The organism is Micromonospora sp. CPCC 205546 (assembly GCF_036902715.1).
Lineage (GTDB): Bacteria > Actinomycetota > Actinomycetes > Mycobacteriales > Micromonosporaceae > Micromonospora.
Genome location: NZ_JBAKHL010000035.1, coordinates 1 through 23933 on the forward strand (window position 1 = coordinate 1; position 23933 = coordinate 23933).

General features: G+C 74.2%; 22 protein-coding genes. 21 read left to right on the forward strand and 1 reads right to left on the reverse strand.

Features of this window, described 5'->3' with window-relative positions:
- The 21 genes from V6U77_RS17430 to V6U77_RS17530 form a co-directional block, all read left to right on the forward strand.
- The coding region (locus tag V6U77_RS17430) for a peptidoglycan D,D-transpeptidase FtsI family protein (protein WP_334607390.1) at positions 1-1823 on the forward strand (1823 nt) is incomplete at its 5' end.
- A 52-nt stretch (positions 1824-1875) separates the two neighbouring features.
- Positions 1876-3438 carry a UDP-N-acetylmuramoyl-L-alanyl-D-glutamate--2,6-diaminopimelate ligase gene (locus tag V6U77_RS17435; RefSeq protein ID WP_334607391.1) on the forward strand — a complete coding sequence of 521 codons (1563 nt, stop codon included), beginning with the start codon at positions 1876-1878 and terminating at the stop codon, positions 3436-3438.
- Positions 3435-4859 (forward strand): UDP-N-acetylmuramoyl-tripeptide--D-alanyl-D-alanine ligase, encoded by a 1425-nt coding sequence (locus V6U77_RS17440; RefSeq protein WP_334607392.1) that lies wholly within the window; start codon positions 3435-3437, stop codon positions 4857-4859. The genes V6U77_RS17435 and V6U77_RS17440 overlap by 4 nt, the downstream gene beginning before the upstream one ends.
- Complete coding sequence (gene mraY / locus V6U77_RS17445; RefSeq protein ID WP_334607393.1) at positions 4856-5983, forward strand: phospho-N-acetylmuramoyl-pentapeptide-transferase; 1128 nt, start codon at positions 4856-4858, stop codon at positions 5981-5983. The genes V6U77_RS17440 and mraY overlap by 4 nt, the downstream gene beginning before the upstream one ends.
- A gap of 309 nt (positions 5984-6292) precedes the next feature.
- A complete protein-coding gene (locus V6U77_RS17450) occupies positions 6293-7705 on the forward strand; it encodes an FtsW/RodA/SpoVE family cell cycle protein (protein ID WP_334607444.1) in 1413 nt (470 codons plus the stop codon).
- On the forward strand, positions 7705-8811 hold the full coding sequence (gene murG, locus V6U77_RS17455) for an undecaprenyldiphospho-muramoylpentapeptide beta-N-acetylglucosaminyltransferase (RefSeq protein ID WP_334607394.1): 1107 nt from the start codon (positions 7705-7707) through the stop codon (positions 8809-8811). Before V6U77_RS17450 ends, murG begins: the two co-directional genes overlap by 1 nt.
- Positions 8812-8896: 85 nt before the next feature.
- Positions 8897-10450, forward strand: a complete 1554-nt coding sequence (murC, locus tag V6U77_RS17460) for a UDP-N-acetylmuramate--L-alanine ligase (RefSeq protein WP_334607395.1) — start codon at positions 8897-8899, stop codon at positions 10448-10450.
- The gene (locus V6U77_RS17465) at positions 10447-11262 is read left to right on the forward strand and encodes a cell division protein FtsQ/DivIB (RefSeq protein WP_334607396.1); all 816 of its coding nucleotides are present in this window, start codon (positions 10447-10449) and stop codon (positions 11260-11262) included. Before murC ends, V6U77_RS17465 begins: the two co-directional genes overlap by 4 nt.
- A gap of 247 nt (positions 11263-11509) precedes the next feature.
- Complete coding sequence (gene ftsZ, locus V6U77_RS17470; protein ID WP_088999242.1) at positions 11510-12625, forward strand: cell division protein FtsZ; 1116 nt, start codon at positions 11510-11512, stop codon at positions 12623-12625.
- Positions 12626-12634: 9 nt separating this feature from the next.
- Positions 12635-13381, forward strand: a complete 747-nt coding sequence (locus tag V6U77_RS17475) for a YggS family pyridoxal phosphate-dependent enzyme (RefSeq protein ID WP_334607397.1) — start codon at positions 12635-12637, stop codon at positions 13379-13381.
- A gap of 192 nt (positions 13382-13573) precedes the next feature.
- Positions 13574-14269, forward strand: coding sequence for a cell division protein SepF (locus V6U77_RS17480; RefSeq protein WP_334607398.1), 696 nt, complete (start codon positions 13574-13576; stop codon positions 14267-14269).
- 28 nt (positions 14270-14297) lie between these two features.
- Complete coding sequence (locus tag V6U77_RS17485) at positions 14298-14603, forward strand: YggT family protein (RefSeq protein ID WP_088999245.1); 306 nt, start codon at positions 14298-14300, stop codon at positions 14601-14603.
- Between the two features lie 44 nt (positions 14604-14647).
- Positions 14648-15451, forward strand: a complete 804-nt coding sequence (locus V6U77_RS17490) for a DivIVA domain-containing protein (RefSeq protein ID WP_334607399.1) — start codon at positions 14648-14650, stop codon at positions 15449-15451.
- A gap of 76 nt (positions 15452-15527) precedes the next feature.
- Positions 15528-16133 carry a hypothetical protein gene (locus tag V6U77_RS17495; protein ID WP_334607400.1) on the forward strand — a complete coding sequence of 202 codons (606 nt, stop codon included), beginning with the start codon at positions 15528-15530 and terminating at the stop codon, positions 16131-16133.
- 18 nt (positions 16134-16151) lie between these two features.
- Positions 16152-16451, forward strand: a complete 300-nt coding sequence (locus tag V6U77_RS17500) for a DUF167 domain-containing protein (RefSeq protein ID WP_334607402.1) — start codon at positions 16152-16154, stop codon at positions 16449-16451.
- 22 nt (positions 16452-16473) lie between these two features.
- On the forward strand, positions 16474-17973 hold the full coding sequence (locus tag V6U77_RS17505) for a potassium/proton antiporter (RefSeq protein ID WP_334607403.1): 1500 nt from the start codon (positions 16474-16476) through the stop codon (positions 17971-17973).
- 222 nt (positions 17974-18195) lie between these two features.
- Positions 18196-18615, forward strand: coding sequence for a TraR/DksA family transcriptional regulator (locus V6U77_RS17510; protein WP_121400566.1), 420 nt, complete (start codon positions 18196-18198; stop codon positions 18613-18615).
- Between the two features lie 66 nt (positions 18616-18681).
- Positions 18682-19314: a signal peptidase II gene (gene lspA, locus V6U77_RS17515; RefSeq protein WP_334607405.1), complete on the forward strand. Its 633-nt coding sequence runs from the start codon at positions 18682-18684 to the stop codon at positions 19312-19314.
- Positions 19311-20255 (forward strand): RluA family pseudouridine synthase, encoded by a 945-nt coding sequence (locus V6U77_RS17520; protein WP_334607406.1) that lies wholly within the window; start codon positions 19311-19313, stop codon positions 20253-20255. The genes lspA and V6U77_RS17520 overlap by 4 nt, the downstream gene beginning before the upstream one ends.
- Before the next feature lie 284 nt (positions 20256-20539).
- A complete protein-coding gene (locus V6U77_RS17525) occupies positions 20540-22276 on the forward strand; it encodes a MinD/ParA family ATP-binding protein (protein ID WP_334607407.1) in 1737 nt (578 codons plus the stop codon).
- 56 nt (positions 22277-22332) lie between these two features.
- A complete protein-coding gene (locus V6U77_RS17530; RefSeq protein ID WP_334607408.1) occupies positions 22333-23280 on the forward strand; it encodes a DUF2567 domain-containing protein in 948 nt (315 codons plus the stop codon).
- Here V6U77_RS17530 and V6U77_RS17535 read toward each other — a convergent pair.
- Positions 23195-23896 carry an LON peptidase substrate-binding domain-containing protein gene (locus V6U77_RS17535; protein WP_334607409.1) on the reverse strand — a complete coding sequence of 234 codons (702 nt, stop codon included), beginning with the start codon at positions 23894-23896 and terminating at the stop codon, positions 23195-23197. The genes V6U77_RS17530 and V6U77_RS17535 overlap by 86 nt on opposite strands.
- Positions 23897-23933 lie beyond the last annotated feature (37 nt).

Below are 23933 nucleotides of genomic sequence, written 5' to 3' on the forward strand. Positions count from 1 at the left end.
GGCCGCGCCGCCGCACCGCCCCGCGCCCCGCGCGCCGGCCGGAGCGCCCCGCCGCCCGGCGGCCGTCGCGCAAGCCCTCGAAGCCGCCCCGGCTGGCCGATCCCCGGCGTCGCCTGCGGCTGGGCACCGTGCTCACCCTGACGCTCTTCGCCGTCATCGGCATCCGGCTGGTCGTCCTGCAGACCGTGGAGACCCCGGCGTACGCCGGCGGCGGCGTCGCCGACCGGCTGCGCACCGTCACCCTGCCGGCCGCGCGCGGCGCCATCTACGACCGCTCGGGCGCCCCGCTGGCGCACAGCGTCGAGGCCCGCTACGTCTACGCCGACCCCACCCAGATCAAGGACCGGCAGGCCGCCGCCAGGGCGCTGTCCCCGCTGCTCGGCATGCCGGCCTCGGAACTGGCCGAGAAGATGAAGCCGCGCAAGCGGGTCAACGGCGTCGACTCGCAGTTCGAGTACCTCGCCCGGGGGGTGGACATCGACCGCGCCCGGAAGATCACCGCGCTGGAGTTGGACGGCATCTACACCCACCGTGACGAGCGGCGCGAGGTGCCCGGCGGCGACCTCGCGGCCAACCTGCTCGGTTTCACCAGCCAGGACATGGTCGGTCTGGAGGGGCTGGAGGCCCGCTACGACGACGTGCTGCGCGGCAAGGACGGCAAGCGGGTCTACGAGGTCGGCCTCGGCGACCTGGCCGCCCCGATCCCCGGCGGCTACAGCGAGACGACGAAGGCCAAGCCGGGCAGCTCGCTCCAGCTCACCATCGACCTCGACCTGCAGTTCATGACGCAGCGGATCCTGAGCCGGCACATGGCGCAGAGCAAGGGCAGCACCGGCGCCGCCGTGGTGATCGAGGTCCCCTCCGGTGAGGTGCTGGCCCAGGCCAGCCACCCCACCTACAACGCGGCGAAGCCCGTGCCGAGCGACCCGGCGGACCGGGAGGACGCGGCCACCAGCTTCGTGGTCGACCCCGGCTCGGTGCACAAGGCGATCACCTTCGGCGCCGCGCTCCAGGAACGCGTGATCACCCCCGACACCACGCTGCCGATCGCCAACAGCATCAAGAAGGGCGACACCTGGTTCACCGACACGCACAAGGCGCACGGGCAGCGGATGAGCCTGCCCGGCATGATGGCGTACTCGTCGAACGTCGGCACCATCCAGATCGCCGACAAGCTCGGCCCGGAGCGGCTCATCGACTACCAGAAGCGCTTCGGCCTCGGGGAGCCGACGCGGGTCGGCATGCCCGGCGAGGCCAGCGGGCGGCTGCTGCCGGCCGACGAGTGGAGCGGGTCGTCGGCCGGGTCGGTGCCGATCGGGCACAGCGTGGACGCCACGCCGCTGCAGATGGCCGCCGTCTACGCGACGATCGCCAACAACGGCACGTACGTGCAGCCGCGCCTGGTCCGGGAGGTGATCGGGCCGGACGGGAAGCGTACGCCGACCGACCCCCCGGTCACCCGCTCGGTGCTCAGCCCGGAGAACGCCGCCGCGCTGCGGACCATCCTGGAGGCGGTCACCACCGTCGAGGACGCCACCGGCAGGGCCGCGGCGATCCCCGAGTGGCGGGTCGCCGGCAAGACCGGCACCGGCTGGCGGCTGGTCGACGGACGCAAGCAGCCCGGCGAGGTGGCCTCGTTCATCGGGATGGCCCCGGCGGAGAAGCCGCGCTACGTGATCGCGGTCTTCGCGCACACCCCCTCCGGTGGGGGCGGGGACATCGCGGCACCCGCGTTCCGGGACATGATGCAGTTCACGCTGCGTCAGAACGGCGTGCCGCCCAGTGGGGAGAAGGCCCCGAAGTTCACGGTCTATCCCCGTTGAGCGGCCACGCCGCGACATCATCGGTGAGTGCCGACGAACCACCGGGGCGGCTGTGCGGCCGGAACCGGACGACCGGGTAGGGTCTGACGCCGTGCCCGGCAATCCTCGTCCCCGTACCGTGATCGGTGTCCGGCTCGGCGACCTCGCCGCCCGGCTCGCCGTCGAGCCCCCGGCCGGCGCCGCCGAGCTGGTGGTGACCGGAGCGACCCACGCCAGCCAGGAGGTCCGCCCCGGCGACCTGTACGCGGCCCTGCCGGGTGCCCGCCGACACGGGGCGGAGTTCGCCGCCGGCGCGGCGGCCGCCGGCGCGGTGGCGGTGCTGACCGACCCGGCGGGCGCCCCGGCGGTGGCCGAGGCGGGCCTGCCGGCGCTGGTGGTGTCCGACCCGCGCGCGGTGCTGGGCGCCCTCGCCGCGGCCGTCTACGGCGACCCGACCGAGCACCTGACGGTGATCGGGGTGACCGGCACGGCCGGCAAGACCTCGACGGCCTACCTGGTCGAGTCCGGCCTGCGCGCCGCGGGGCACACCACCGGCCTGATCGGCACCGTCGAGACCCGCCTCGGCGACCTGGCGATCGACAGCGTGCGCACCACGCCCGAGGCCACCGACCTGCACGCCATGCTGGCCGCCGCCCGGGAGCGGGGTGTCACCGCCGTGGTCATGGAGGTCTCCAGCCACGCCCTGGCGATGGGTCGGGTCGGCGGGGTCCGCTTCACGGTCGGCGGCTACACCAACTTCGGCTCCGACCACCTGGACTTCCACGCCGACTCGGCGGACTACTTCGCCGCGAAGGCGCAGCTGTTCGACGGGCGCTGCGCGGTGGAGGTGCTCAACCACGACGACCCGGCGCTGAAGGCGCTGTACAGGCCGGCGACGGTCACCTACTCGGCGGCCGGCGACCCGACCGCCACGTGGTGGGCCGACGAGGTCGGCGGCGAGGGGTACGCGCAGCGGTTCACGGCGCACGGCCCGGACGGGCTGGTCCTGCCGGCCGGCGTGGCGCTGCCGGGCCGGCACAACGTGGCCAACGCCCTGCTGGCCATCGCCGCGCTGGTCGCCGCCGGCGTGGACCCGCGCACCGCCGCCGACGGGGTCGCCGCGTGCGGTGGGGTTCCCGGCCGGCTGGAGCTGGTGAGCGCCCCCGGCCCGGTCTGGGGCGTTGTGGACTACGCGCACAAGGCGGACGCGATCGTCGCCGCGCTGGCGGCGCTGCGGGAGTACGGCGCCGGCCGGTTGATCTGTGTGATCGGCGCCGGCGGGGACCGGGACCGGGGCAAGCGGCCGGTGATGGGCGCCGCCGCGGCGGAGGGAGCCGACGTGGTGCTGGTGACCGACGACAACCCGCGCACGGAGGACCCGGCGGCGATCCGCGCCGAGGTGCTCGCGGGCGCCCGGGGGGCCGGCACGACGGCCCGGGTCGAGGAGGTGGCCGACCGGCGGACGGCGATCGACGCGGCGGTCCGGCTGGCCGATCCGGGCGACGTGGTCGCGGTGCTCGGCAAGGGCCACGAGCGCGGGCAGGAGATCGGTGGCGAGGTGCTCCCGTTCGACGACCGTGTCGAGCTGGCCGACGCCCTGCGCGCGCGCTTCGCCGACCCGGCGGGTCAGCGGTGATCCCGCTCAGCCTGGCCGAGGTCGCCTCGGCGGTCGACGGGCGGCTGGTCGGCGCCGACCCGCAGGCCCGGGTCACCGGTCCGGTCGAGTTCGACTCGCGCAAGGCGTGCCCCGGCGCGCTCTTCGTCGCCTTCCCGGGCGAGCAGGTGGACGGGCACGACTACGCCGCCGGCGCGGTGGCTGCCGGCGCGGTGGCCGTGCTCGGCACCCGGGAGGTGCCCGGCGTGCCGATGGTGCTGGTCGACGACGCGCTGGTCGCGATGGGCCGGTTGGCCCGCGCGGTGGTCGACCGGCTGCCCGGGCTCGTCGTCGTCGGGCTGACCGGCTCGTCGGGCAAGACCACCACCAAGGACCTGATCGCCCAGCTCACCGCGCGGCTCGGTCCGACCGTCGCCCCGCCCGGGTCGTTCAACAACGAGCTGGGGCACCCGTACACGGCGTTGCAGGCCGGGCCCGAGACGCGCTACCTGGTGATGGAGAAGGGCGCCCGTGGCGTGGGGCACGTGCGCTACCTCTGCGACGTGGTGCCGCCCCGGATCTCCGTGGTGCTCAACGTCGGGGTGGCGCACATCGGCGAGTTCGGCTCGGTGGAGACGATCGCGCTGGCCAAGGGCGAGCTGGTCGAGGCGTTGCCCGCCGACGGGCTGGCCGTGCTGAACGCCGACGACCCGCGGGTCGACGCGATGGCCGCGCGTACGGTCGCCCGGGTGGTCCGCTACGGCGAGGCGGCGCACGCCGACGTGCGGGCCGAGGACGTGACGCTGGACGACCGGGGGCGGCCCGCGTACACCCTGGTCACCCCGGAGGGGACCGCGCCGGTGCGGCTCGGGTTGACCGGCCGGCACCAGGTGTCCAACTCCCTCGCCGCCGCCGCGGTGGCCCGCGAGCTGGGCATGCCGCTGGCCGAGCTGGCCACCGCGCTGGGCGCGCTGGGGCTGGTCTCCACCCGTCGGATGGACGTCTTCGAACGCGTCGACGGGGTGACCGTGATCGACGACTCGTACAACGCCAATCCCGCCTCGATGGCGGTCGCGCTGCGCGCGCTGACCGGCATCGGACGGGAGCGGCGCACCGTCGCGGTGCTCGGCTACATGGCCGAGCTGGGCCCGTTCGAACGCGACGGGCACGCCGAGGTCGGCCGGCTCGCGGCCGAACTGGGCGTCGACCGGCTGCTCGTGGTGGGTGAGCCGGCCGCGCCGATCCACGAAGGCGCGACATCGGTAGGTGACTGGGGAGGAGAGTCGGTGCTGCTCACCGATCAGGCGGCGGCCGTCGAGGTGCTGCGGAGAGAACTACGGCCGGGCGACGTCGTCCTGGTGAAGGGCTCCCGGTACCGCACCTGGGAGGTGGCCGACGCGCTGCGCGCGGACGCCGCCGGCAACGGTGCCAATCCGACGGCGACGGGGGGCGGCGCCGCATGAGGGCGGTCATCGTCGCCATCGGGGTGGCCTTCCTGGTCTCGCTGTTCTGCACCCCGATCGCGATCAAGGTGTTCGCCCGGCTGAAGGCCGGCCAGCCGATCCGATCAAACCTCGGGCTCGCCAGCAACGAGGGCAAGAAGGGCACGCCGACGATGGGCGGCGTGGTCTTCATCCTGGCCACGGTCATCGCGTACGTGGCCGGTCACCTGGCCCTGACCACCCTGCCGGACGCGCAGATCGCCCAGGTCGAGCCGACCATCACCGCGCTGGTGCTGCTGGGGCTGATGGTCTTCTCCGGCGCCGTCGGCTTCATCGACGACTTCCTCAAGGTGCGCAAGCGGCACAGCGGCGGGCTCAACAAGCGCGGCAAGCTGCTCGGCCAGATCCTGGTCGGCGCGGTCTTCGGCGTCGTGGCCCTCTACTTCCCGAGCACCATGACCGACGCCTCGGGGGCCGAGACCAACACCGAGACCGTGGGCAGCACGACGCTCAGCTTCATCCGGGACATCCCGGCGCTGGACGTCACCAAGATCGGCGCGGTGGTCATCTTCATCTTCGTGGTGATGGCCGCGACCAACGGCGTCAACCTCACCGACGGCCTCGACGGCCTGGCCACCGGCGCCTCGGTGATGGTCCTCGCGGCGTACGCGCTGATCGCCTTCTGGCAGTACCGGCACTGGTGCGCGGACCCGGACTACACCCAGGACTACTGCTACGCGGTCCGCGACCCGCTGGAGATCGCGCTGATCGCCGGCGCGGCGGCCGGGGCCTGCGTCGGCTTCCTGTGGTGGAACACCTCGCCGGCGCGGATCTTCATGGGCGACACCGGCGCGCTGGGTCTCGGCGGCCTGATCGCCGGCATGGCGATGTCCACCCGCACGATCCTGCTGCTGCCGATCATCGGTGGCCTCTTCGTGATCATCACCATGTCCGTGGTGATCCAGATCATCTCGTTCCGCACCACCGGCAAGCGGGTGTTCCGCATGTCGCCGCTGCAGCACCACTTCGAGCTCGCCGGGTGGAGCGAGGTCAACATCGTGGTCCGGTTCTGGATCATCGCCGGCATCGGCGTGGCCATCGCGCTGGGCCTGTTCTACAGCGAGTTCCTCGCCAACATGACCTGAGTCGGCCGGCGGAACCCCGCCGCGGGGCCCGGGCGCGGTTCGCCCGGGCCCCGCGGCGTGTCCGGACCGCCGCACGGCCCGCGCGCCCCTGCGTAAGCCCGACACGCCGACCGGCCGGTTGCGCCGGTGGCGGCCCGGGGAAACCGCCATGATGGTCGGGTGGGGGAGGGACGAGGCATGGAGGTCACGACAGAGGGGACGCCCGGGCGGTCGGCGGGGGGCAGGCGTACGCGCGACGCGCCCGCCGCTACGCGCGGACCGGACGACGCCGGGGTCCAGGCGCCGCGCGGGCTGGATCCGGCGGGCGGGCTGGCCGCGCTGCGCGGCCTGCTGGACCGGCCGCTGGCCTCCTACTACCTGCTGCTGTCCAGCGCCGGCCTGCTGCTGCTGATCGGCCTGACCATGGTCTTCTCCGCCACCAGCGTGCGCGACTACGCGGAGAACGGCAACGCCTCGACGTCCCTGGTCAAGCAGGCGATCTTCGCGGTGATCGGCATCGTCGCGTTCTGGGCGTGCCAGCGGCTGCCGGCGACGACCTACCGGTCCCTGGGCCGGCCACTGCTGTTCACCGCCATCGGCCTGCTGCTGGTGCTCAACCTGCTGCTCGCGTACGCCCGGCTGACGAACCAGGATTCGGCCCGCATCGGGCCGGTCGAGGCCCGGCTGCTCTGGCTCTTCGTCGGCGGCATCCAGGTGCAGCCGTCCGAGTTCGCGAAGTTCGCCCTGGTGCTCTGGGGCGCCCACGTGATCGCCCGCAAGGGTGTCGCCCTGGGCTGGTGGCGCGAGCTGGCCACGCCGCTCTTCCCGGTGGTGGGACTGCTCTTCGTCCTCGTCGGCTACAACGACCTGGGCACGATGCTCTGCCTGCTGGCCCTGGTGGTGGGGCTGCTCTGGGCGGCCGGGGTGCGCAAGCGCGTCTTCGCCGCGCTCTCCGCGGTGGGCCTGCTCGGCATCGGCCTGCTGGTCGCGGTGGCATCGCTCGGCGCCGGCTCCGGCGAGAAGGGCGAGGAGAACTACCGACTGGCCCGGCTGACCGCCTTCATCGACCCACCGCCGCCGGACCAGTGCAAGCTGGAGGACTGCTACCAGATCGCCCAGGCGCGCTACGCGATCGAGAACGGCGGCTGGTTCGGCGTCGGCCTCGGCAAGAGCAGCCTCAAGTGGCAGTGGCTGCCGGCGGCGGAGAACGACTTCATCTTCGCCGTGGTCGCCGAGGAGCTGGGCGTCGTCGGGTGCGTCGTGGTGGTGGCGCTCTTCGCCGTGCTCGCGTACACCGGCCTGCGGATCGCCCGCCGGGTCGAGGACCCGTTCCGTCGGCTCGCCGCCGCGGCGGCGACGGCCTGGCTGGTCGGCCAGGCGGTGATCAACATCGGTGGGGTGGTCGGTCTGCTGCCGCTGACCGGCGTGCCGCTGCCGTTCATCTCCGACGGCGGCAGCGCCCTGGTCGTGACGCTCGCCGCGATCGGGATGCTCGCCTCCTTCGCCCGCGCCGAACCCGATGCCGCCCGAGCGCTGCATGCCCGTCCGCCGGCCCGATGGGTCCGACTACTCTGGGCCCCGTTGCCGCCGCTTCCCGGGCGGCGCCGCCGTGCGGCGGCGTCCCCGGCTGCCCGAGGGTCCGTGCCCCGGTCGCGGGAGCGGCGAGAAGACGACCAGGCCGCACCGCGCGGTGTCCGGCTGGCCCGGACCCGCCGCGGGTCGGCGGACGAGAGGAGACGTTGATGGGTCCGCTGCGTTCGGTGGTGCTCGCGGGAGGTGGCACCGGGGGGCACATCTACCCGCTGCTCGCCTTCGCCGACTGCCTGCGCCGACACGACCCCGGCGTCCGGATCACCTGCCTCGGCACACCGCGGGGCCTGGAGAACGAGCTGATCCCGCCGCAGGGCTACGACCTGCGGCAGATCCCGGCCTACCAGCTGCCCCGCTCGGTGAATCTGAACCTGGTCAAGACCCCGGGTCGGATGTGGACCGCGGCGCGCGCCGCGGGCAAGGTCATCGACGAGGTGCGCGCCGACGTGGTGGTCGGCTTCGGCGGGTACGTCTCCGTGCCGGCCTATCTCGCCGCCTGGCGGCGGGAGCTGCCGATCGTCATCCACGAGGTCAACGTGCCGCCGGGGGTGGCCAACCGGCTGGGGATGCGGTTCACCAACCATGTGGCCGTCGGCTTCCCCCACCAGCCCGCCCAGGCCGAGGCCCTGCGCGACGCCCGGGTGGTCGGTGTGCCGCTGCGCCGGGGCATCGCCGGGCTGGACCGGTTCGCCATGCGCAACGCGGCCAGGGCCCACTTCGGGCTCCGTCCCGACCTGCCGGTGCTCTTCGTCGCCGGCGGCTCGCAGGGCGCCCGCTCGATCAACCTCGCCGTCGCCGGCGCGGCCAAGGAACTCGCCCGCAACGGGGTGCAGGTGCTGCACGTGATCGGCGCCCGCAACGAGCCGGTGCCGGTCCCCACCGACCTGCCGGTGCCGTACGTGACGCTGCCGTACCTGTCCGAGATGGAGGCCGGCTACGCGGCGGCGGACCTGATGCTCGGCCGCGGTGGGGCGATGACCTGCGCCGAGGTGGCCGCGATCGGGCTGCCCACCATCTACGTGCCGTACCCGCACAGCAACCAGGAGCAGAAGCGCAACGCGCTGCCCGTGGTGGAGGCCGGCGGCGGGCTGCTCGTCGACGACGCGGAGCTGACGCCGGACTGGGTCGAGCGGACGGTGATCCCGCTGATCCGCGACCCGCACCGGTTGCACGCGATGGGCGCCGCCGCCGCCGCGTACGGTCGCCGCGACGGCGACGAGGCGCTGCTCAACTTCGTCTACGAGGCGGTGGCACCGTGAGCGCGAGGAGTGAGCTTGCGAGCCCCGCAGTCGTGAACGACGGTGCCCCCTTGACCGGGCGCACCGCGACGGGAAGGTACTCGGCATGAACACCGCACAGTTCACCCCGGCCGGCACGCTCACCGCCGAGGACCTCGGCACGATCCACCTGATCGGGGTCGGCGGGGTCGGCATGAGCGGGCTGGCCCGGCTGTTCCTCACCCGGGGCATCCGGGTCTCCGGCAGCGAGCTGCGGGAGTGGCCCTCGCTGGCCGGCATGCGCGCCCTCGGCGGCACCGTCCACATGAGCCACGAGACGTCCAACCTCGACGGCGTCGACACGGTCGTCTACTCCTCGGCGATTCCGCAGGACCACCTGGAGATGGTGGAGGCGCGCCGGCGCGGCCTGCGCGTGCTGCACCGCTCGGAGGCGCTGGCCGCGGCGATGACGGGCCGCCGCACGGTGGCGGTCGCGGGCACCCACGGCAAGACCACCACCACCTCCATGGTGACGATGGTGCTGCAGCAGGCCGGGCAGGACCCGTCCTTCGTGATCGGTGGGGAGATCTCCGAGGTCGGCTCGGGCGCCCACCACGGCACGGGCGAGTACTTCGTGGTCGAGGCGGACGAGAGCGACCGCTCCTTCCTGATCTACCGCCCGTACGTGTCGATCATCACCAACGTCGAGGCCGACCACCTGAACACCTACGGCGACCTCGCCACGCTGGAGGCGGCGTTCGCCGAGTTCGCCCGGCTCACCGACCCGGACGGGTTCATCATCACCTGCGCCGACGACCCGGGCGGGCGGCGGCTGGCCGAGACGCTGCGGGCGGAGGGTCGCCGGGTGCACACGTACGGCGAGGCGGCCGACGCCGACCTGCGGCTGACCGACGTCGCCTCCTCGGCCCGGGGGGTGCGCTACATCGCCGGCGTCGACGGACGGTCGCTGGGCGAGTTCCGGCTGCCGGTTCCGGGGCGGCACATGGGGCTCAACAGCGCCTCGGCCGTGCTGACCGCGTACCTGCTGGGACTGCCGCTGGAGGCAGCGGAGGGCGCGCTCGCGGCGTTCCCCGGCGTGCGGCGGCGCTTCGAGCGCAAGGGCGTGGCGGACGACGTGCTGGTCTACGACGAGTACGCCTACCACCCGACCTCGATGACGCTGGCGTTGCAGACGCTGCGCGAGGTGGCCGGGGACGGCCGGGTGATCGTGGTCTTCCAGCCCTACCGGCTCTACCGCACCCGTGAGCTGCAGGCGGAGATCGCCGAGTCGTTGGCCATCGCCGACGAGCTGGTGCTGCTGGAGGTCTTCGGTCCGGGCGAGCTGCGCGAGCCGGGGGAGGGGTCGGCGGCGCTGATCGAGGCGGTGGCGCTGCCGGCGGAGCGGAAGGTCTTCGTGGACTCGTGGGAGGACGCGCCGGTGGAGGTGGCCCGGCGGGCCCGCCCCGGCGACGTCGTGGTGACGATGGGCGCCCCGCCGATCTCCCTGATGGGCGACCAGCTGCTGGCAGCCCTGTCGGCGCGTACCGCCGATCCCGCGGCCCCGACGGGCACGACGCCCGGCGGTGAGGCGGGCGGAGCGACGACCATCGGCGGCACCGTCCCCGGTGCCGGGGGTGCCGGCGGCGCGGTTCCGGACGGCGCGGCGCCCGCGGCCGGATGAGTCCCGGCCCGGCGCGGGGGCGCACCACCGGCGCGGACGGCGGCGGCCGGCGTGGGCCCGAGCGCCGCTGGCAGCTGGTGCGCGCCGGCAGCGACGCCGTGCCCGCCTCGACCCGTCGGTTCATGGCCCGGGCCCGGCAGCGCCGGATGCGCGCCGCGCTGCCGTGGGCGGTCGCCGCGGGCGTGCTCGGGGTGGCCGGGCTGGTCGCCTGGACCCTGCTCGGCACCGGCCTGTTCGGGGTGCGCGAGGTCCGTGTCGAGGGCGCCGAGCTGGTCACCACGGTGCAGGTCCGCGACGCGGCCGCGGTGCCCGACGACGCCCCGCTGGCCCGGGTCGACCTGGCCGCCACCGCGCGGCGGGTCGGCGGGCTGCCGGCGGTCGAGCGGGCGGTGGTCACCCGGGACTGGCCGGACACGCTGGTGGTGCGGGTGACCGAGCGCACCGGCGTGGCGGCGGTGCCGCGCGGTGAGCAGTTCGTGGTGGTCGACCGCGCGGGGGTGGTCTTCCGGAGCGTGCCGCGGCCACCGGACGGCCTGCCGGTGGTCCGGCTCGCCGACCCGGGACCGGGCGACGGGTCGACCCGGGCGGCGCTGGAGGTGCTCGGCGCGCTCACCCCGCAACTGCGCGCCGAGCTGGTGGACGTGACCGTCGAGGGACTGGCCCGGATCACGCTGCGGCTGCGCGGCGGCCGGGCGGTGGTCTGGGGGGACGCGACCCGGGGCGCGGACAAGGCCCGGGTGGCCACCGCGCTGCTCGACCGCAAGGCCGACACCATCGACGTCAGCGCGCCGGACGTGGTGACGCTGCGGTGACGGGCCGCCCCGCTGCGCGACGTGACCCGGCCCGCTCCCGTGACGACACGCCGAGCGGGTCCTTGGCTCATCGCGTGAGGGCGCTTACGTTGCCCCGAAGGGGATCAGTGGTTGACATAACAGTAAGCCTCTAGTAGAGGGTTAGGGTTTGACCCTGGTCCTCGCTGGAGACAGCTGTCGTCTACCGCTGGTCTGGCCAGGCCCTACCCGGTCGGCCCAAGCCAATCTCGAAGGGAAAGGACCGAGGATGACACCTCCGCACAACTACCTGGCGGTCATCAAGGTCGTCGGCATCGGTGGCGGCGGCGTCAACGCCGTCAACCGGATGATCGAGGTTGGGCTCAAGGGCGTCGAGTTCATCGCGATCAACACCGACGCGCAGGCGCTGCTCATGAGCGACGCCGACGTGAAGCTCGACGTCGGCCGTGAGCTGACCCGTGGGCTCGGCGCCGGCGCCAACCCCGACGTCGGAAAGAACGCCGCCGAGGACCACCGCGACGAGATCGAGGAGGTGCTCAAGGGCGCCGACATGGTCTTCGTGACCTGCGGCGAGGGCGGCGGCACCGGCACCGGCGGGGCGCCCGTGGTGGCGAACATCGCCCGCAAGCTCGGCGCGCTGACCATCGGTGTGGTCACCCGGCCGTTCTCGTTCGAGGGCAAGCGCCGCCAGGTGCAGGCGGAGTCCGGAATAGACGAGCTGCGCAACCAGTGCGACACGCTGATCGTCATCCCCAACGACCGGCTGCTGGCCCTCGGCGACCGCAACATCAGCATGATGGACGCGTTCCGCACCGCCGACCAGGTGCTGCTCTCCGGCGTCCAGGGCATCACCGACCTGATCACCACGCCGGGTCTGATCAACCTCGACTTCGCCGACGTCAAGAGCGTGATGAGCGGCGCGGGCAGCGCCCTCATGGGCATCGGCAGCGCCCGCGGCGAGAACCGCGCCGTGGAGGCGGCCGAGGCGGCCATCTCCAGCCCGCTGCTCGAGCAGAGCATGGACGGCGCGCGCGGCGTGCTGCTCTCCATCGCCGGCGGGTCGGACCTGGGCCTGTTCGAGATCAACGACGCGGCCCAGCTCGTCACGGACGCGGCCCACCCGGACGCCAACATCATCTTCGGCGCCGTCATCGACGACGCCCTCGGCGACGAGGTGCGGGTCACCGTCATCGCGGCGGGCTTCGACGGGGGCGCACCGGCGTACAAGGCGGCCGAGCCGCCCCGCAAGAGCAACCAGAACCAGCCGGCCCAGCCGAGCACCCCGGTCGCGCCGCCGGCCACCATGCCGGCCCCGCAACAGTCGCCCCGCCGGGTGCTCTTCGACGACGTCGACGTGCCCGACTTCCTCAAGAACGGTTCCTGAGTACCGCCGATGACCGACAGCCCAGCCACGGTGCGTCCGGACCGGCGCGCCGAGATCGCGGCCGGCCTGGACCGCGTACGGTCCCGGATCGCGGGCGCCTGTGCCGCCGCGGGCCGCGACACCGCCGAGGTCACGATGATCGCGGTGACCAAGACCTACCCGGCCGGGGACGTGGTGGCCCTGGCCGGGCTCGGCGTCGCCGACGTGGGGGAGAACCGCGACCAGGAGGCGTCCGGCAAGGCGGTCGAGGTGGCCGCGGCCGGGGTCACCCCCCGGTGGCACTTCATCGGGCAGTTGCAGCGCAACAAGGCCCGTTCGGTGGTCCGCTACGCCGATGTCGTGCACTCGGTCGACAGTGTCCGGTTGGCGCGGGCGCTGGACGCGGCATCGGCGACGGCGCGGGACCGCCCGCTGGACGTGCTGGTCCAGGTGAGCATCGACGGTGACGTCGCGCGGGGCGGTGCACTGCCGGACTCGGCCGACCCGGGTGCCGGGCTCGGCGCGGTGGCCGAGGTGGTGGCAGGCGCGCAGGCGCTGCGGCTGACCGGCCTGATGGCGGTGGCGCCGCTGGGCTGGGAGCCGGAGCGGGCGTTCGCCCGGTTGGCCGAGGTGGCCGCCGCGTTCCGGGCGGTCCATCCGGGAGCCACCGCGCTGTCGGCCGGGATGAGCGGGGACCTGGAAATCGCGATCCGGTACGGCGCGACACATGTCCGCGTCGGCAGCGCGTTGCTCGGAATGCGTCCCACGCTGCGGTAGCCTGACCGCGGGAAGCAAATTACATCTGTGTTGTTTGAGGGATCGGCGTCCCGTGATCGGGGGTCGTGGCGTGCGACGCGAATCGCGCGCCAGGGGATTGCCGGTCCGCTCCAGTGGGCAGAAGTGGTCCACTCGCGACAAGCGACACGGGTACGGGGGCGCGTGCCGCACGGCGGACGGGAAGGGCGCGGGATGGGTGCACTGCGCAAGGCGGGGGTCTGGCTCGGTCTGGTTGAAGAGGACGACGAGCGGGCCTACGACGACGGTGGCTACGACAAGGGTGGTTACCGCGATTCGCGCTACCGGCAGAGCCGGTACTCGGAGGAGTTCGCCGACGACGAGGAGGACGACTCCGAGGAGCCGCCGGCGCCCCGGTCCCGGCTCGGTGACCGTGGCCGGCTCTCCGAGCGCGCCGCCGGCCGGGCGGCCGACGTCGAGCGGGGCGACACCGACCGGCCGGAGCGGTCCGAGCGGTCCAGCGTCCGTTCCATCACCCGGCCGTCGGCCGGTGACACCTCGGGTGCGCTGACCTACCACACCCGCGACAACCTGGCCCTGGCGCCGCAGGCGCAGCCCCGGGAGCGCGCGGTGGTCGCCGAGGAGGAGCAGCGCTACCAGATCACGACGCTGCACCCCACCACCTACCGCGAGGCGCGCACCATCGGTGAGCACTTCCGCGACGGGGTCCCGGTGATCATCAACCTCACCGAGATGGACGAGGCGGACGCGCGTCGGCTTGTCGACTTCGCCGCCGGTCTCGCGTTCGGGCTGCGGGGTACGATCGAGCGCGTGACCAATCGGGTGTTCCTGCTCTCACCGGCCAATGTCCAGGTCACCGCGGAGGACAAGGCCAAGATCGCCGAGGGCGGCTTCTTCAGCCTGAGCTAGCCCCGCCCGACCCGAGGGACGTCGCGCCGTGTTGTCGATCGTGCTGCAAGTGCTGTATCTGGTGCTCTACTTCTTCCTGCTCGTCCTGCTGGCCCGGTTCGTCCTGAGCGCCGTCCTGCAGTACGGTCGCCGCTGGCAGCCGGGGCGTGGGGCATCGGTGGGGCTGGAAATCGTGTGGAGCGTCACTGATCCCCCTCTCAACGCGTTGAGGCGTGTGATCCCTCCGTTGCGAATTGGTACCGTGAGCATCGACCTGGCCTCACTTGTGCTCCTGGTTATCCTGTTCGTGCTGATGGAGTTCGTGTTGAGGCGGTCGATCATCGGCACCGTCTGATGACCGACGCGCTTTCGCGGCCGCAACTGACCCGAGGAGTTTCGATGCCGCTGACCCCGGCCGACGTCCACAACGTCGCCTTCAAAAAGCCGCCGATCGGCAAGCGGGGCTACGACGAGGAGGAGGTCGACGCTTTCCTCGACGAGGTCGAGCGTGAGCTTGCCCGTCTCATCGAGGAGAACAACGAGCTGCGCGCCCAGGTGGAGCGCGGTGGCCGTGGTGGCGCCCCCGCCGGCCCCGGCGGCGACGCCCGTCTCGCGGCGGAGCTCAACGACGTCAAGGCCCAGCTCGACCGGGTGCAGCGCGACAAGGCGGCGGCCGAGCAGGCCGCCCGCGCGATGCAGGCCGAGCTGGAGCAGGTCCGCTCCGCCGGCGGCCCGGCCGTCGGTGGCGCCGACGGCGAGCAGCAGGCGCTGCGGGTGCTGATGATGGCCCAGCGCACGGCCGACGACCATGTCTCCGACGCCCGTCGCGAGGCCGACCAGCTGCTCTCCGAGGCCCGTTCCAAGGCCGAGGAGGTCACCCGCGAGGCCCGCGCCAAGGCCGACGCGCTGGAGCGCGACGCCCGCCAGCGGCACCAGGAGGCCATGGGCGGCCTGGACGCCAAGCGCACCGCGCTGCAGAAGCACATCGAGGAGCTCAAGCAGTTCGAGCGTGAGTACCGCACCCGGCTCAAGGCCTACCTGGAGAGCCAGCTGCGTGACCTCGACGGTCGCGGCCAGGGCTTGGAGGTCGAGATGACCCGTGAGGGCACCCGGGCCGCCGGCAGCGGCAACGGGCTGGCCACCGCCGGTCTCGCCGGTTCCTACGGCGGCGGTCGCTCCGGGGCTCTCGAAGCCGGTCGCTGAACCATCGGTCGGCGACCGTCACCACCATGGCGGTCGCCGACCTCGCCTCATCAGCACGACGCGGCGGGGGTGAGCCGTGATAGTCGCCAGTCTCCTGCTCATCCTCGTCGCGGTGGTGCTGCTGGTGCTCGGCCTGGCCGGTGGCTCCAGCGTCTTTCTGACCATCTCCATCACGGCCAGCCTGCTGGCCGCCGTCGCGTTGGTCGCGGGCGCCCGCCAGGCGGCCGCGGACCGGGCGACGGCGGATCCGGGCCGGCCGGGGTGGCGGCCACGCCGGGCAGCCCGCCCGGCCGACCCCGGCTCCGCCCGCAGCTCGTCGGCGGAGCCGGAGATCCCCGTCCCGCGCGTTCCTCCCACGGTCGAGGCCGACGGCACCGGGTGGCGGCAACCGCCCGGGCCGCCGGTGGCCGACGACGACCCCGGGGCCGGCCCGGCCGTGGCCTACGACGACGAGCCGCCCGCGCAGGACGTGACGCCGGCCGAGGCCGCCCGGGTGGCCCGCCTCGACGCCGAGGTCCGGGTGGTCGACGGGCGGCCCCGCTACCACCTGGCCGACTGCGCCTACCTCGCGGGGCGGCGCCACGAGCCGCTCCCGGTCGCCGAGGCCGTCGACCTCGGCTTCACCCCCTGCGCCCGTTGCGCGCCCGACACCGCCCTGCTCGCCGACGCCGGCCGGCTCTGAGTGGCCGACGGTTCCCCCGTGGACGCCACGTTGACCGTCGCGGTCCGGGTGAAGCCCGGCTCCGCCCGGGCCCGGGTCGGAGGCCGCTTCGACGGCCCGCACGGGCCCGCCCTCGTGATCGCGGTGAACGCCCCGGCCGTGGACGGGCGGGCCACCGAGGCGGCCCGCCGGGCGCTGGCCGGCGCGCTCGGCGTACGGCCGGGCATGGTGTCGTTGCGCACCGGCGCGGCCAGCCGCGACAAGCTCTTCCTGGTCGAGGGCCCCGCCGCCGAGCTTGCGGAGGCACTGCGCCGGCTGCGCGACGGGGGCGCCGGGTGACGGACGCCGGAGCCGGACGGCGGTGACGCCCGGACTGGATCTCGCGCTCCTGCTCGGCGCCGGTGTCCTGCTGGTAGCGGTCGGCGCGGTCCGTGTCTCCACCCGGCTCGGGGTGCCGAGCCTGCTGTTCTACCTGGCCCTCGGGGTGGCGATCGGCGAGGCGGGGCTGGGCATCGGCTTCGACGACGTCGAGCTGACCCGGACCCTGGGCTTCTGCGCGCTCATCGTGATCATCGCCGAGGGCGGGCTGACCGCCCGGTGGAGCACCCTGCGTCCGGTGCTGGGGCTGGCCGCCCTGCTCTCCACGGTCGGTGTGGCGGTCAGCGTCGGTGTCGTCGGTGTCGTTCTGCACCTGCTGCTGGGACTGGACTGGCGGCTGGCCCTGCTCTACGGCGCGGTGCTCTCCTCCACCGACGCGGCGGCGATCTTCGCCACGCTGCGGCGGTTGCGGCTGCCGCCCCGACTGGTCGCCACGTTGGAGGCGGAGTCGGGGATGAACGACGCCCCGGTGGTGCTGCTGGTGGTGCTGCTGTCCCGGGAAGGGGTCGCCCACCCGTGGTGGTACGAGATCTCCCTGGTGAGCTACGAGCTGGGCGTGGGCGCGGGGGTCGGCTTCGCGGCCGGCCTCGGCGGGCGGTGGGCGCTGCGCCGGGCGGCGCTGCCGTCAGCGGGGCTCTACCCGATCGCGGCGGTCGGGCTGACCGTGTTCGCCTACGCCGCCGCTGCCGCGCTGCACGCCTCGGGCTTCCTCGCCGTCTACGTGGCGGGGGTGGTCCTCGGCAACGCCCGGCTGCCGCACCGGCAGGCGATCCTCGGCTTCGCCGACGGCCTCGCCTGGCTGGCCCAGATCGGGCTCTTCGTGCTGCTCGGGCTGCTCGTCTCGCCGGGCCGGTTGGGCTCGGCGGTGCTGCCGGCCGTGGTCGCCGGGCTGGCGCTGGTGCTGCTGGCCCGGCCGTTGTCGGTGGCGGCGTCCGCGCTGCCGTTCCGGTTCGACCTGCGCGAGCAGGCGTTCCTGTCCTGGGCGGGGCTGCGCGGGGCGGTGCCGATCGTGCTCACCACCATTCCGCTGTCGCAGCGGGTGCCCGGCGCCGACCGGCTCTTCGACGCGGTCTTCGTGCTGGTGGTGATCTTCACGTTGCTGCAGACCGGGACGCTGGGCCCCGTGGCCCGCCGGCTGCGGGTGACCGCTCCGGCGGAGGCGACCGAGATCCGGGTGGAGACGGCGCCGCTGGAGCGGATGGGCGCGGACCTGCTCCAGTTGGAGGTGCCGCCGGGTTCCCGGCTGGCCGGGGTGCACGTCGACGAGTTGCGGCTGCCACCGGGCGCCTCCGTGACGCTGGTGCTGCGCGACGGGACGGGCGTCGTGCCGGGACCGGACTTCCGGCTGACGACCGGCGACAGCATGCTGATCGTGGCCACCGCCGGCGTGCGCGACGAGACGGAGCGCCGGCTGCGGGCGGTCAGCCGGCGGGGCCGGCTGGCCCGCTGGTTTGGCGAGTACGGCCGGGGACCCGACACGTGATCTGCTAGCGTTCCTTTTGCCCCCGTTAGGGATGACTAGGGGCCGAACGGCGGTGCGTCGGAGCGGCACGTTGTCGCGCGCCTGTACGTTCCGTATTCTTGCGATCCTCCGGAGTGCGCGGCCCCGTCGCCGCGCGCCCCTTTCGTACCTGGGGGCGCCGATGCCGGCTGCCCCCGTCCAGGTGCCGCGGACCGCCGCGGTTCCGCGGCCGAGGGAGCGACGATGGCGAAGCCAGCCGACACCAGGACCGCCGGCCGGAAGCCGGTGGCGAAGGCCACCCGCAGCGCTGCGGAGACCGAGAAGATCCGGGCGGCCCTGGCGGCGCGGCGTGACGAATTGCGCGCCGAGTACGATCGGACGCTGAGCGAGATCACCGAGCTGCAGCGCGACCGGCTGACCGACTCGGCCGGGGACGACCAGGCCGACACCGGAACCAAGACGTTCGAGCGTGAGCAGGAGATCTCACTCGCCAACAGCATCCTGGAACGGATCACGCAGGTCGAGCGCGCGTTGGAGCGACTCGACGAGGGTGGCTACGGCTGGTGCGAGCGGTGCGGCAACCCCATCCCGGTGGAGCGGCTCGCCGCCTTCCCCTCGGCCACCCTCTGCGTGACGTGCAAGCAGCTGGAGGAGCGGCGCTGAGCCCCGCTCCCCGGCGGCCATGGGAGGCGGCGCGTGAGCGTCGCCGCGAGCGTCGATGGGGAGCAGATGTCCGAAGCACCGCCCGCCGGGCCCGGCAGCGCTGAGCCGGGTGCCGGCAGCGCCGAGCCGAGGGCCGGCACGCACCACCGACGGCCCGTCGCCATCCTGTTCGGCCTCGCGCTGACCCTGCTCGCCGCCGACGCCGCCACCAAGCACCTCGCCCTGGCGGCCCTGGAGGACCGGGAGCCCGTCCGGCTGCTCGGCGGTGCGGTCTACCTCAGCCTCACCCGCAACAGCGGCGCGGCGTGGAGCATCGGTGCCGATCACACCTGGATCTTCCCGCTGATCACCCTCGGGGTGGTCGGTTGGATCGTCTGGATGGCGCTGCGCCTGCGCTCGTTGCCCTGGGCGATCTCGCTGGGCCTGGTGCTGGGCGGCGCGTTGGGCAACTTCGCCGACCGGGTCTTCCGTGCCCCGGGTTGGTTCGTCGGGCACGTGGTGGACATGGTCAGCGTCTTCGCCCCGTACGGCCGGGTGTTCCCGGTGTTCAACCTGGCCGACAGCGCCCTGGTCTGCGGCGTGCTGCTCGCCCTCCTGCTCGAGCTGACCGGCCGGCAGCGCGACGGCAGCCGGATCGGCCACGGCGGGTCCACCGACGAGGCGGCGCAGGTCGACGCCGGTCAGCGGGAGCGGGCATGACGGCCGCCTTCGCCGCCGGCGGCGACCACCGTTCCCTGCCCGTTCCCGACGGCCTCGACGGCACGCGGCTCGACCAGGCCGTGTCGCGGCTGTTCGGGTTGTCCCGCACCGCAGCAGCCGCCCTGGTCGACGCCGGCGACGCGCTGGTCGACGGGGTCGCCCGGCCCAACTCCCACCGCGTGAAGGCCGGGTCGTGGCTGGAGGTGACCCTGCCCGCGCCGGTCACTGCGCCCACCGTGGTGCCGCAGGCGGTGCCCGGCCTGCGGGTGGTGTACGCCGACGACGACATCGTGGTGGTGGACAAGCCGGTCGGCGTCGCGGCCCACCCGAGCCCCGGCTGGACCGGCCCGACGGTGATCGGCGCGCTGGCCGCCGTCGGGCACCGCATCTCCACCAGCGGCGCCGCCGAGCGGCAGGGCGTGGTGCACCGGCTCGACGTGGGCACCACGGGCATCATGGTGGTGGCCAAGAGCGAGCAGGCGTACACCGCGTTGAAGCGGGCCTTCAAGTACCGCGAGGTGGAGAAGCGCTACCACGCGGTGGTGCAGGGGCACCTCGACCCGCTGCGCGGCACCATCGACGCCCCGATCGACCGGCACCCCACCCACGACTACCGCTGGGCGGTGGTCTCCGGCGGCAAGCCGAGCATCACCCACTACGACACCGTGGAGGCGTTCCCGGCGGCCAGCCTGGTCGACGTCCGGCTGGAGACCGGTCGTACGCACCAGATCCGGGTGCACTTCTCCACGCTGCGGCACCCGTGCGTGGGCGACCTGACGTACGGCGCGGACCCGACCCTCTCCGCCCGGCTCGGTTTGGCCCGGCAGTGGCTGCACGCCCGGTCGTTGAGCTTCCTGCACCCCCGCACCCGGGACGAGGTGCACTTCGTCAGCGACTACCCTGACGACCTGGACCGCGCGCTCGACATCCTCCGCGACTGAGCGCCGACGCACCCGTGACGATCCGACCAGGAGACCCCGCCGGTGGGCGAAACGTCGGAACCCGCACCCGGCGTGACGCGCTCCTCACGGAGGTCCACCGGGTCGACACCCCGGGTGACGACCCCGGTGACCCTGTCGACCTCGGCGGACACCGGTGGCGGTGGCACCCCGGCTCCCGCGCCGTGCCGGGGGTGACGACCGGAGGTGCGTAGACAGGTGTGGTCCGAATAGGGTTTCGTTCGTAGCCTGTCAGACGGGCATCGATGGCGCTGGGAGGGCGAGCCGTGGAGGGCAGCGAGACCGGCTGGGGGCGGCCGGCCGAACCAGCACCGCGGTGGCGGGCGCTGCTCGACCGGGCCCGGCACGGCGGTCGCACGGCCGAGCAGGCCGAGGCCGACCGGCACGCCGATCCGCCGCCCCTGCCGTCGGAGCCGCTGCCCCGCCGCTCGTCGGGCAACGGCTACGCCGCGCGGGTGCCGGCCATCGGACGGGCCCCGGAGCCGCCGTACGTGCCGGAGCCCGGGCCGCCGCCGTACGGCGCGCAGTACGGCCGCCCGGTCGACGCGGGTTACCGGGCCGAGGCCACCTACCGGGTGGAGCCGGCCTACCGGGTGGACCCGCCCGAGCCCACGCACCGGGTGGAGCCGGAGTACCCGCCCGAGCCGACGTACCGGTCGGATCCGGTCGAGCCGACGTACCGGTCGGATCCCATCGAGCCGACGTACCGGTCGGATCCCATCGAGCCGACGTACCGGTCGGATCCCATCGAGCCGACGTACCGGTCGGATCCGGTCGAGCCGACGTACCGGTCGGATCCCATCGAGCCGACGTACCGGTCGGATCCGGTCGAGCCGAGCTACCGCGCCGATCCGGAATACCCGGTCGAGCCGGCGTACCGGGTCCCCGCCCAGGCCCCGCCGCCCCGTGCCGAGTCCGAGCCACGCCCCGGCCCGGGGTCGGTCGAGTCGCGCTACGCGCTGCTGGACAACGGCTACCGGCACGAGCCGCCCCCGGTCCGGTCCCGCTACGCGGTGCTCGACAACGGCTACCGCACCCGAGCCCACCAGGCGCCCGCCGCGCCGCCCCCGCCCGTGCACCAGGCGCCCCCGCCCGCCGCCGTGCCCCCGCCTGTCGCGCCGCCGCCCGTCGCGCCGGTGGCCGCCGCGCCGAGCTATCCGGCCCGCGTCGAGTGGCGCCCCCGTGGCTCGGAGAGCGAGCCGGAGCGTGCCGCCGGGGTGCTCCGCCGGGAGCTGGGCACCCCACGGGTGCTCGCGTTCGCCAACCCGAAGGGCGGCGTGCACAAGACCACCGCCACCGTGCTGGCCGCGGCGACCGTCGGCAGCGTACGCGGGCGGGGCGTGCTGGCCTGGGACGACAACGAACTGCGCGGCACACTCGGGCTGCGCGCCGGCAGCGCCCGGCACGCCCGGACCATCCGGCACCTGGTCAGCGACCTCGCGCACGTCGAGATCAAGGAAGGCCCCGAGCTGCTCGAGCACCTGGACGACTACCTGCGGCACGCCTCCGACGGCTCGTACGACGTGCTGGCCGGCGAGGAGAGCCCGCGGTTCGCCCAGCGGCTCGACCAGTTCACCGTCCGGCGGGTGCTGGAGCTGCTGCGGCGCACCCACGACGTGGTCTGCGTCGACACGGGCAACAACGTGGAGAGCGCCAACTGGCGCACCGTCATGCAGGCCGCCGACCAGCTCGTGGTGACCACCGTGCCGCGCGAGGACGCCGCGTTCAGCGCCGACTGGATGCTGGACCTGCTGCACGAGGTGGGGATGGGGGAGCTGGCCGACAACGCGGTCACCCTGATCTCCTGCCCCACGCCGGGGCGCTCGCCCTTGCAGGACGACCTGGAGCGGCACTTCGCCACCCGCACGCGGGCCGTCGCCGTGGTGCCGTACGACCCGGCGCTGGAGACCGGCTCCTCGATCGAGTACCACCAGCTGCAACAGGAGACCCGGCAGGCGTGGCTGAAGGCCGCCGCGGTGATGCTGGAGCCCTTCGCCCGGTGAGCGGGTCTGCCGCCACCGACGACCCACGCGGCCGACGGGCCTGAGAGGATCACCGGGTGAGCGCGGACACCCCCGAACCCGACCGGCCCGACCGCCGGCCCGACGAACCGGGGGCGCCTGCCGCCCGGGCCGAGCCCCACCCGCCTGCCGCCCGGGCCGAGCCCGACCTACCGGCCCGCGTCGATCCCGCCGACCCGTACGCCGCCCGGGAACCCGCCCCTCCGTACGACACGGCCTTCGGCCCGCCGTACGCCTCCACCGACGTCGGACCGCACGGCGCGGCGGTGCGGTACCTGCCCGACGGAACCGGCCTCGATCACGCCACCGGCTATCCGCTCGCGCCGCCGGCGGAGCCGGACCTGCCACGGGGTCGGGCGCTGCGGCTGGTCCTGCTGACGGTTCTCGCGGTGACCGTGCTGGGGGTGCCGCTCGGGCTGCTCTGGGCCGCGCTCGCGCCGGACACGCCGGTGGTCAAGGTCGCCGACGGGGCGATCTACGCCGAGCCGCAGCCGGAGCAGCCGATCGCCGCCGACGGCTGGTTCAGCCTGCTGGGGCTGGGTTTCGGGGTGCTCGTCGCGCTCGCGCTGTGGCTCCTGCTGCGCCGGGTGCGGGGGCCGGTCGGCCTGTTCGCCGCCGCGTTCGGCGCCTTCGGCGCGGCGCTGGTCGCCTGGCAGGTCGGCCGGCGGTCGGGGCTGGCCGGCTACGAGCGGCTGCTGGAGGGCGCGCCCGTCGGGAGGGCCTTCGAGAAGCCGGCGGACCTGCGGGCCGGCGGGATCGACCTGGTGCTCGGCGTGCTGCCGGTGCCGCACGGCAACCTGCTGCTGCCCGCGTTCGGCGCGGCGGTGGCGTACACCCTGCTGGCCGGCTGGTCCCGCTGGCCGTCGCTGCGCCCGGAGCGGGAGCCCGAGGCGCCCGGGCTCAGTTGGGGGTCGGCGGGGACGCCAGCTCCGCCAGCGGCACCGGAACCGCCCGCACCTGGCGCAGCAGCGCCGCCTCACGGTTGAGCAGTCGCAGCTCGGCGCGCAGCCGGGCGGCGGTGTCGTCGATGGCGAGCAGCCGCTGCCGGTCGGCCACGGTCAGCACGGCCGTCGCGGCCACCAGGTGCGACAGCACCGTCGGGTCCTCCGGCAGCTGCTCGGAGAGCCCCTCGTCGTCGGCGCGGATCAGGCCCAGGTACTGCCGGAAGACCGAGATCACCCGGGCGGCGAGCAGGTCGGCGACCTCGTCGGGCCCGCCCGGCTCGGGCAGCCACTCCACGTCGGCGGTGAGGTAGGGCTCGGCGTCGCGGTCGACGTCGGCGATGCGGAACCTGCGCTTGCCGACCGTGACGATGTCGAAGCCGCCGTCGGGGCGCTCGGTGACCTGCCGCAGCTCGGCGGTGCAGCCCACGTCGTGCAGGGTGACGTCACCGCCCGGCAGCGGCCGGCCGTCCGGCCCGGTCGGGGCGACCTCCCAGCCGGCCCGGATGGCCACCACGCCGAACTCGCGCGGGGCCTCCTCGGGCAGCGCGACCAGGTGCCGGACCAGGGCGCGGTAGCGCTCCTCGAATATGTGCAACGGCAGCACCAGGCCGGGAAAGAGGACCATCCCGAGTGGGAACACCGGCAGCCGCGCAGTCACGCGTCGAGCGTAGCCCGATCCCGCCGCGACGGCGTGT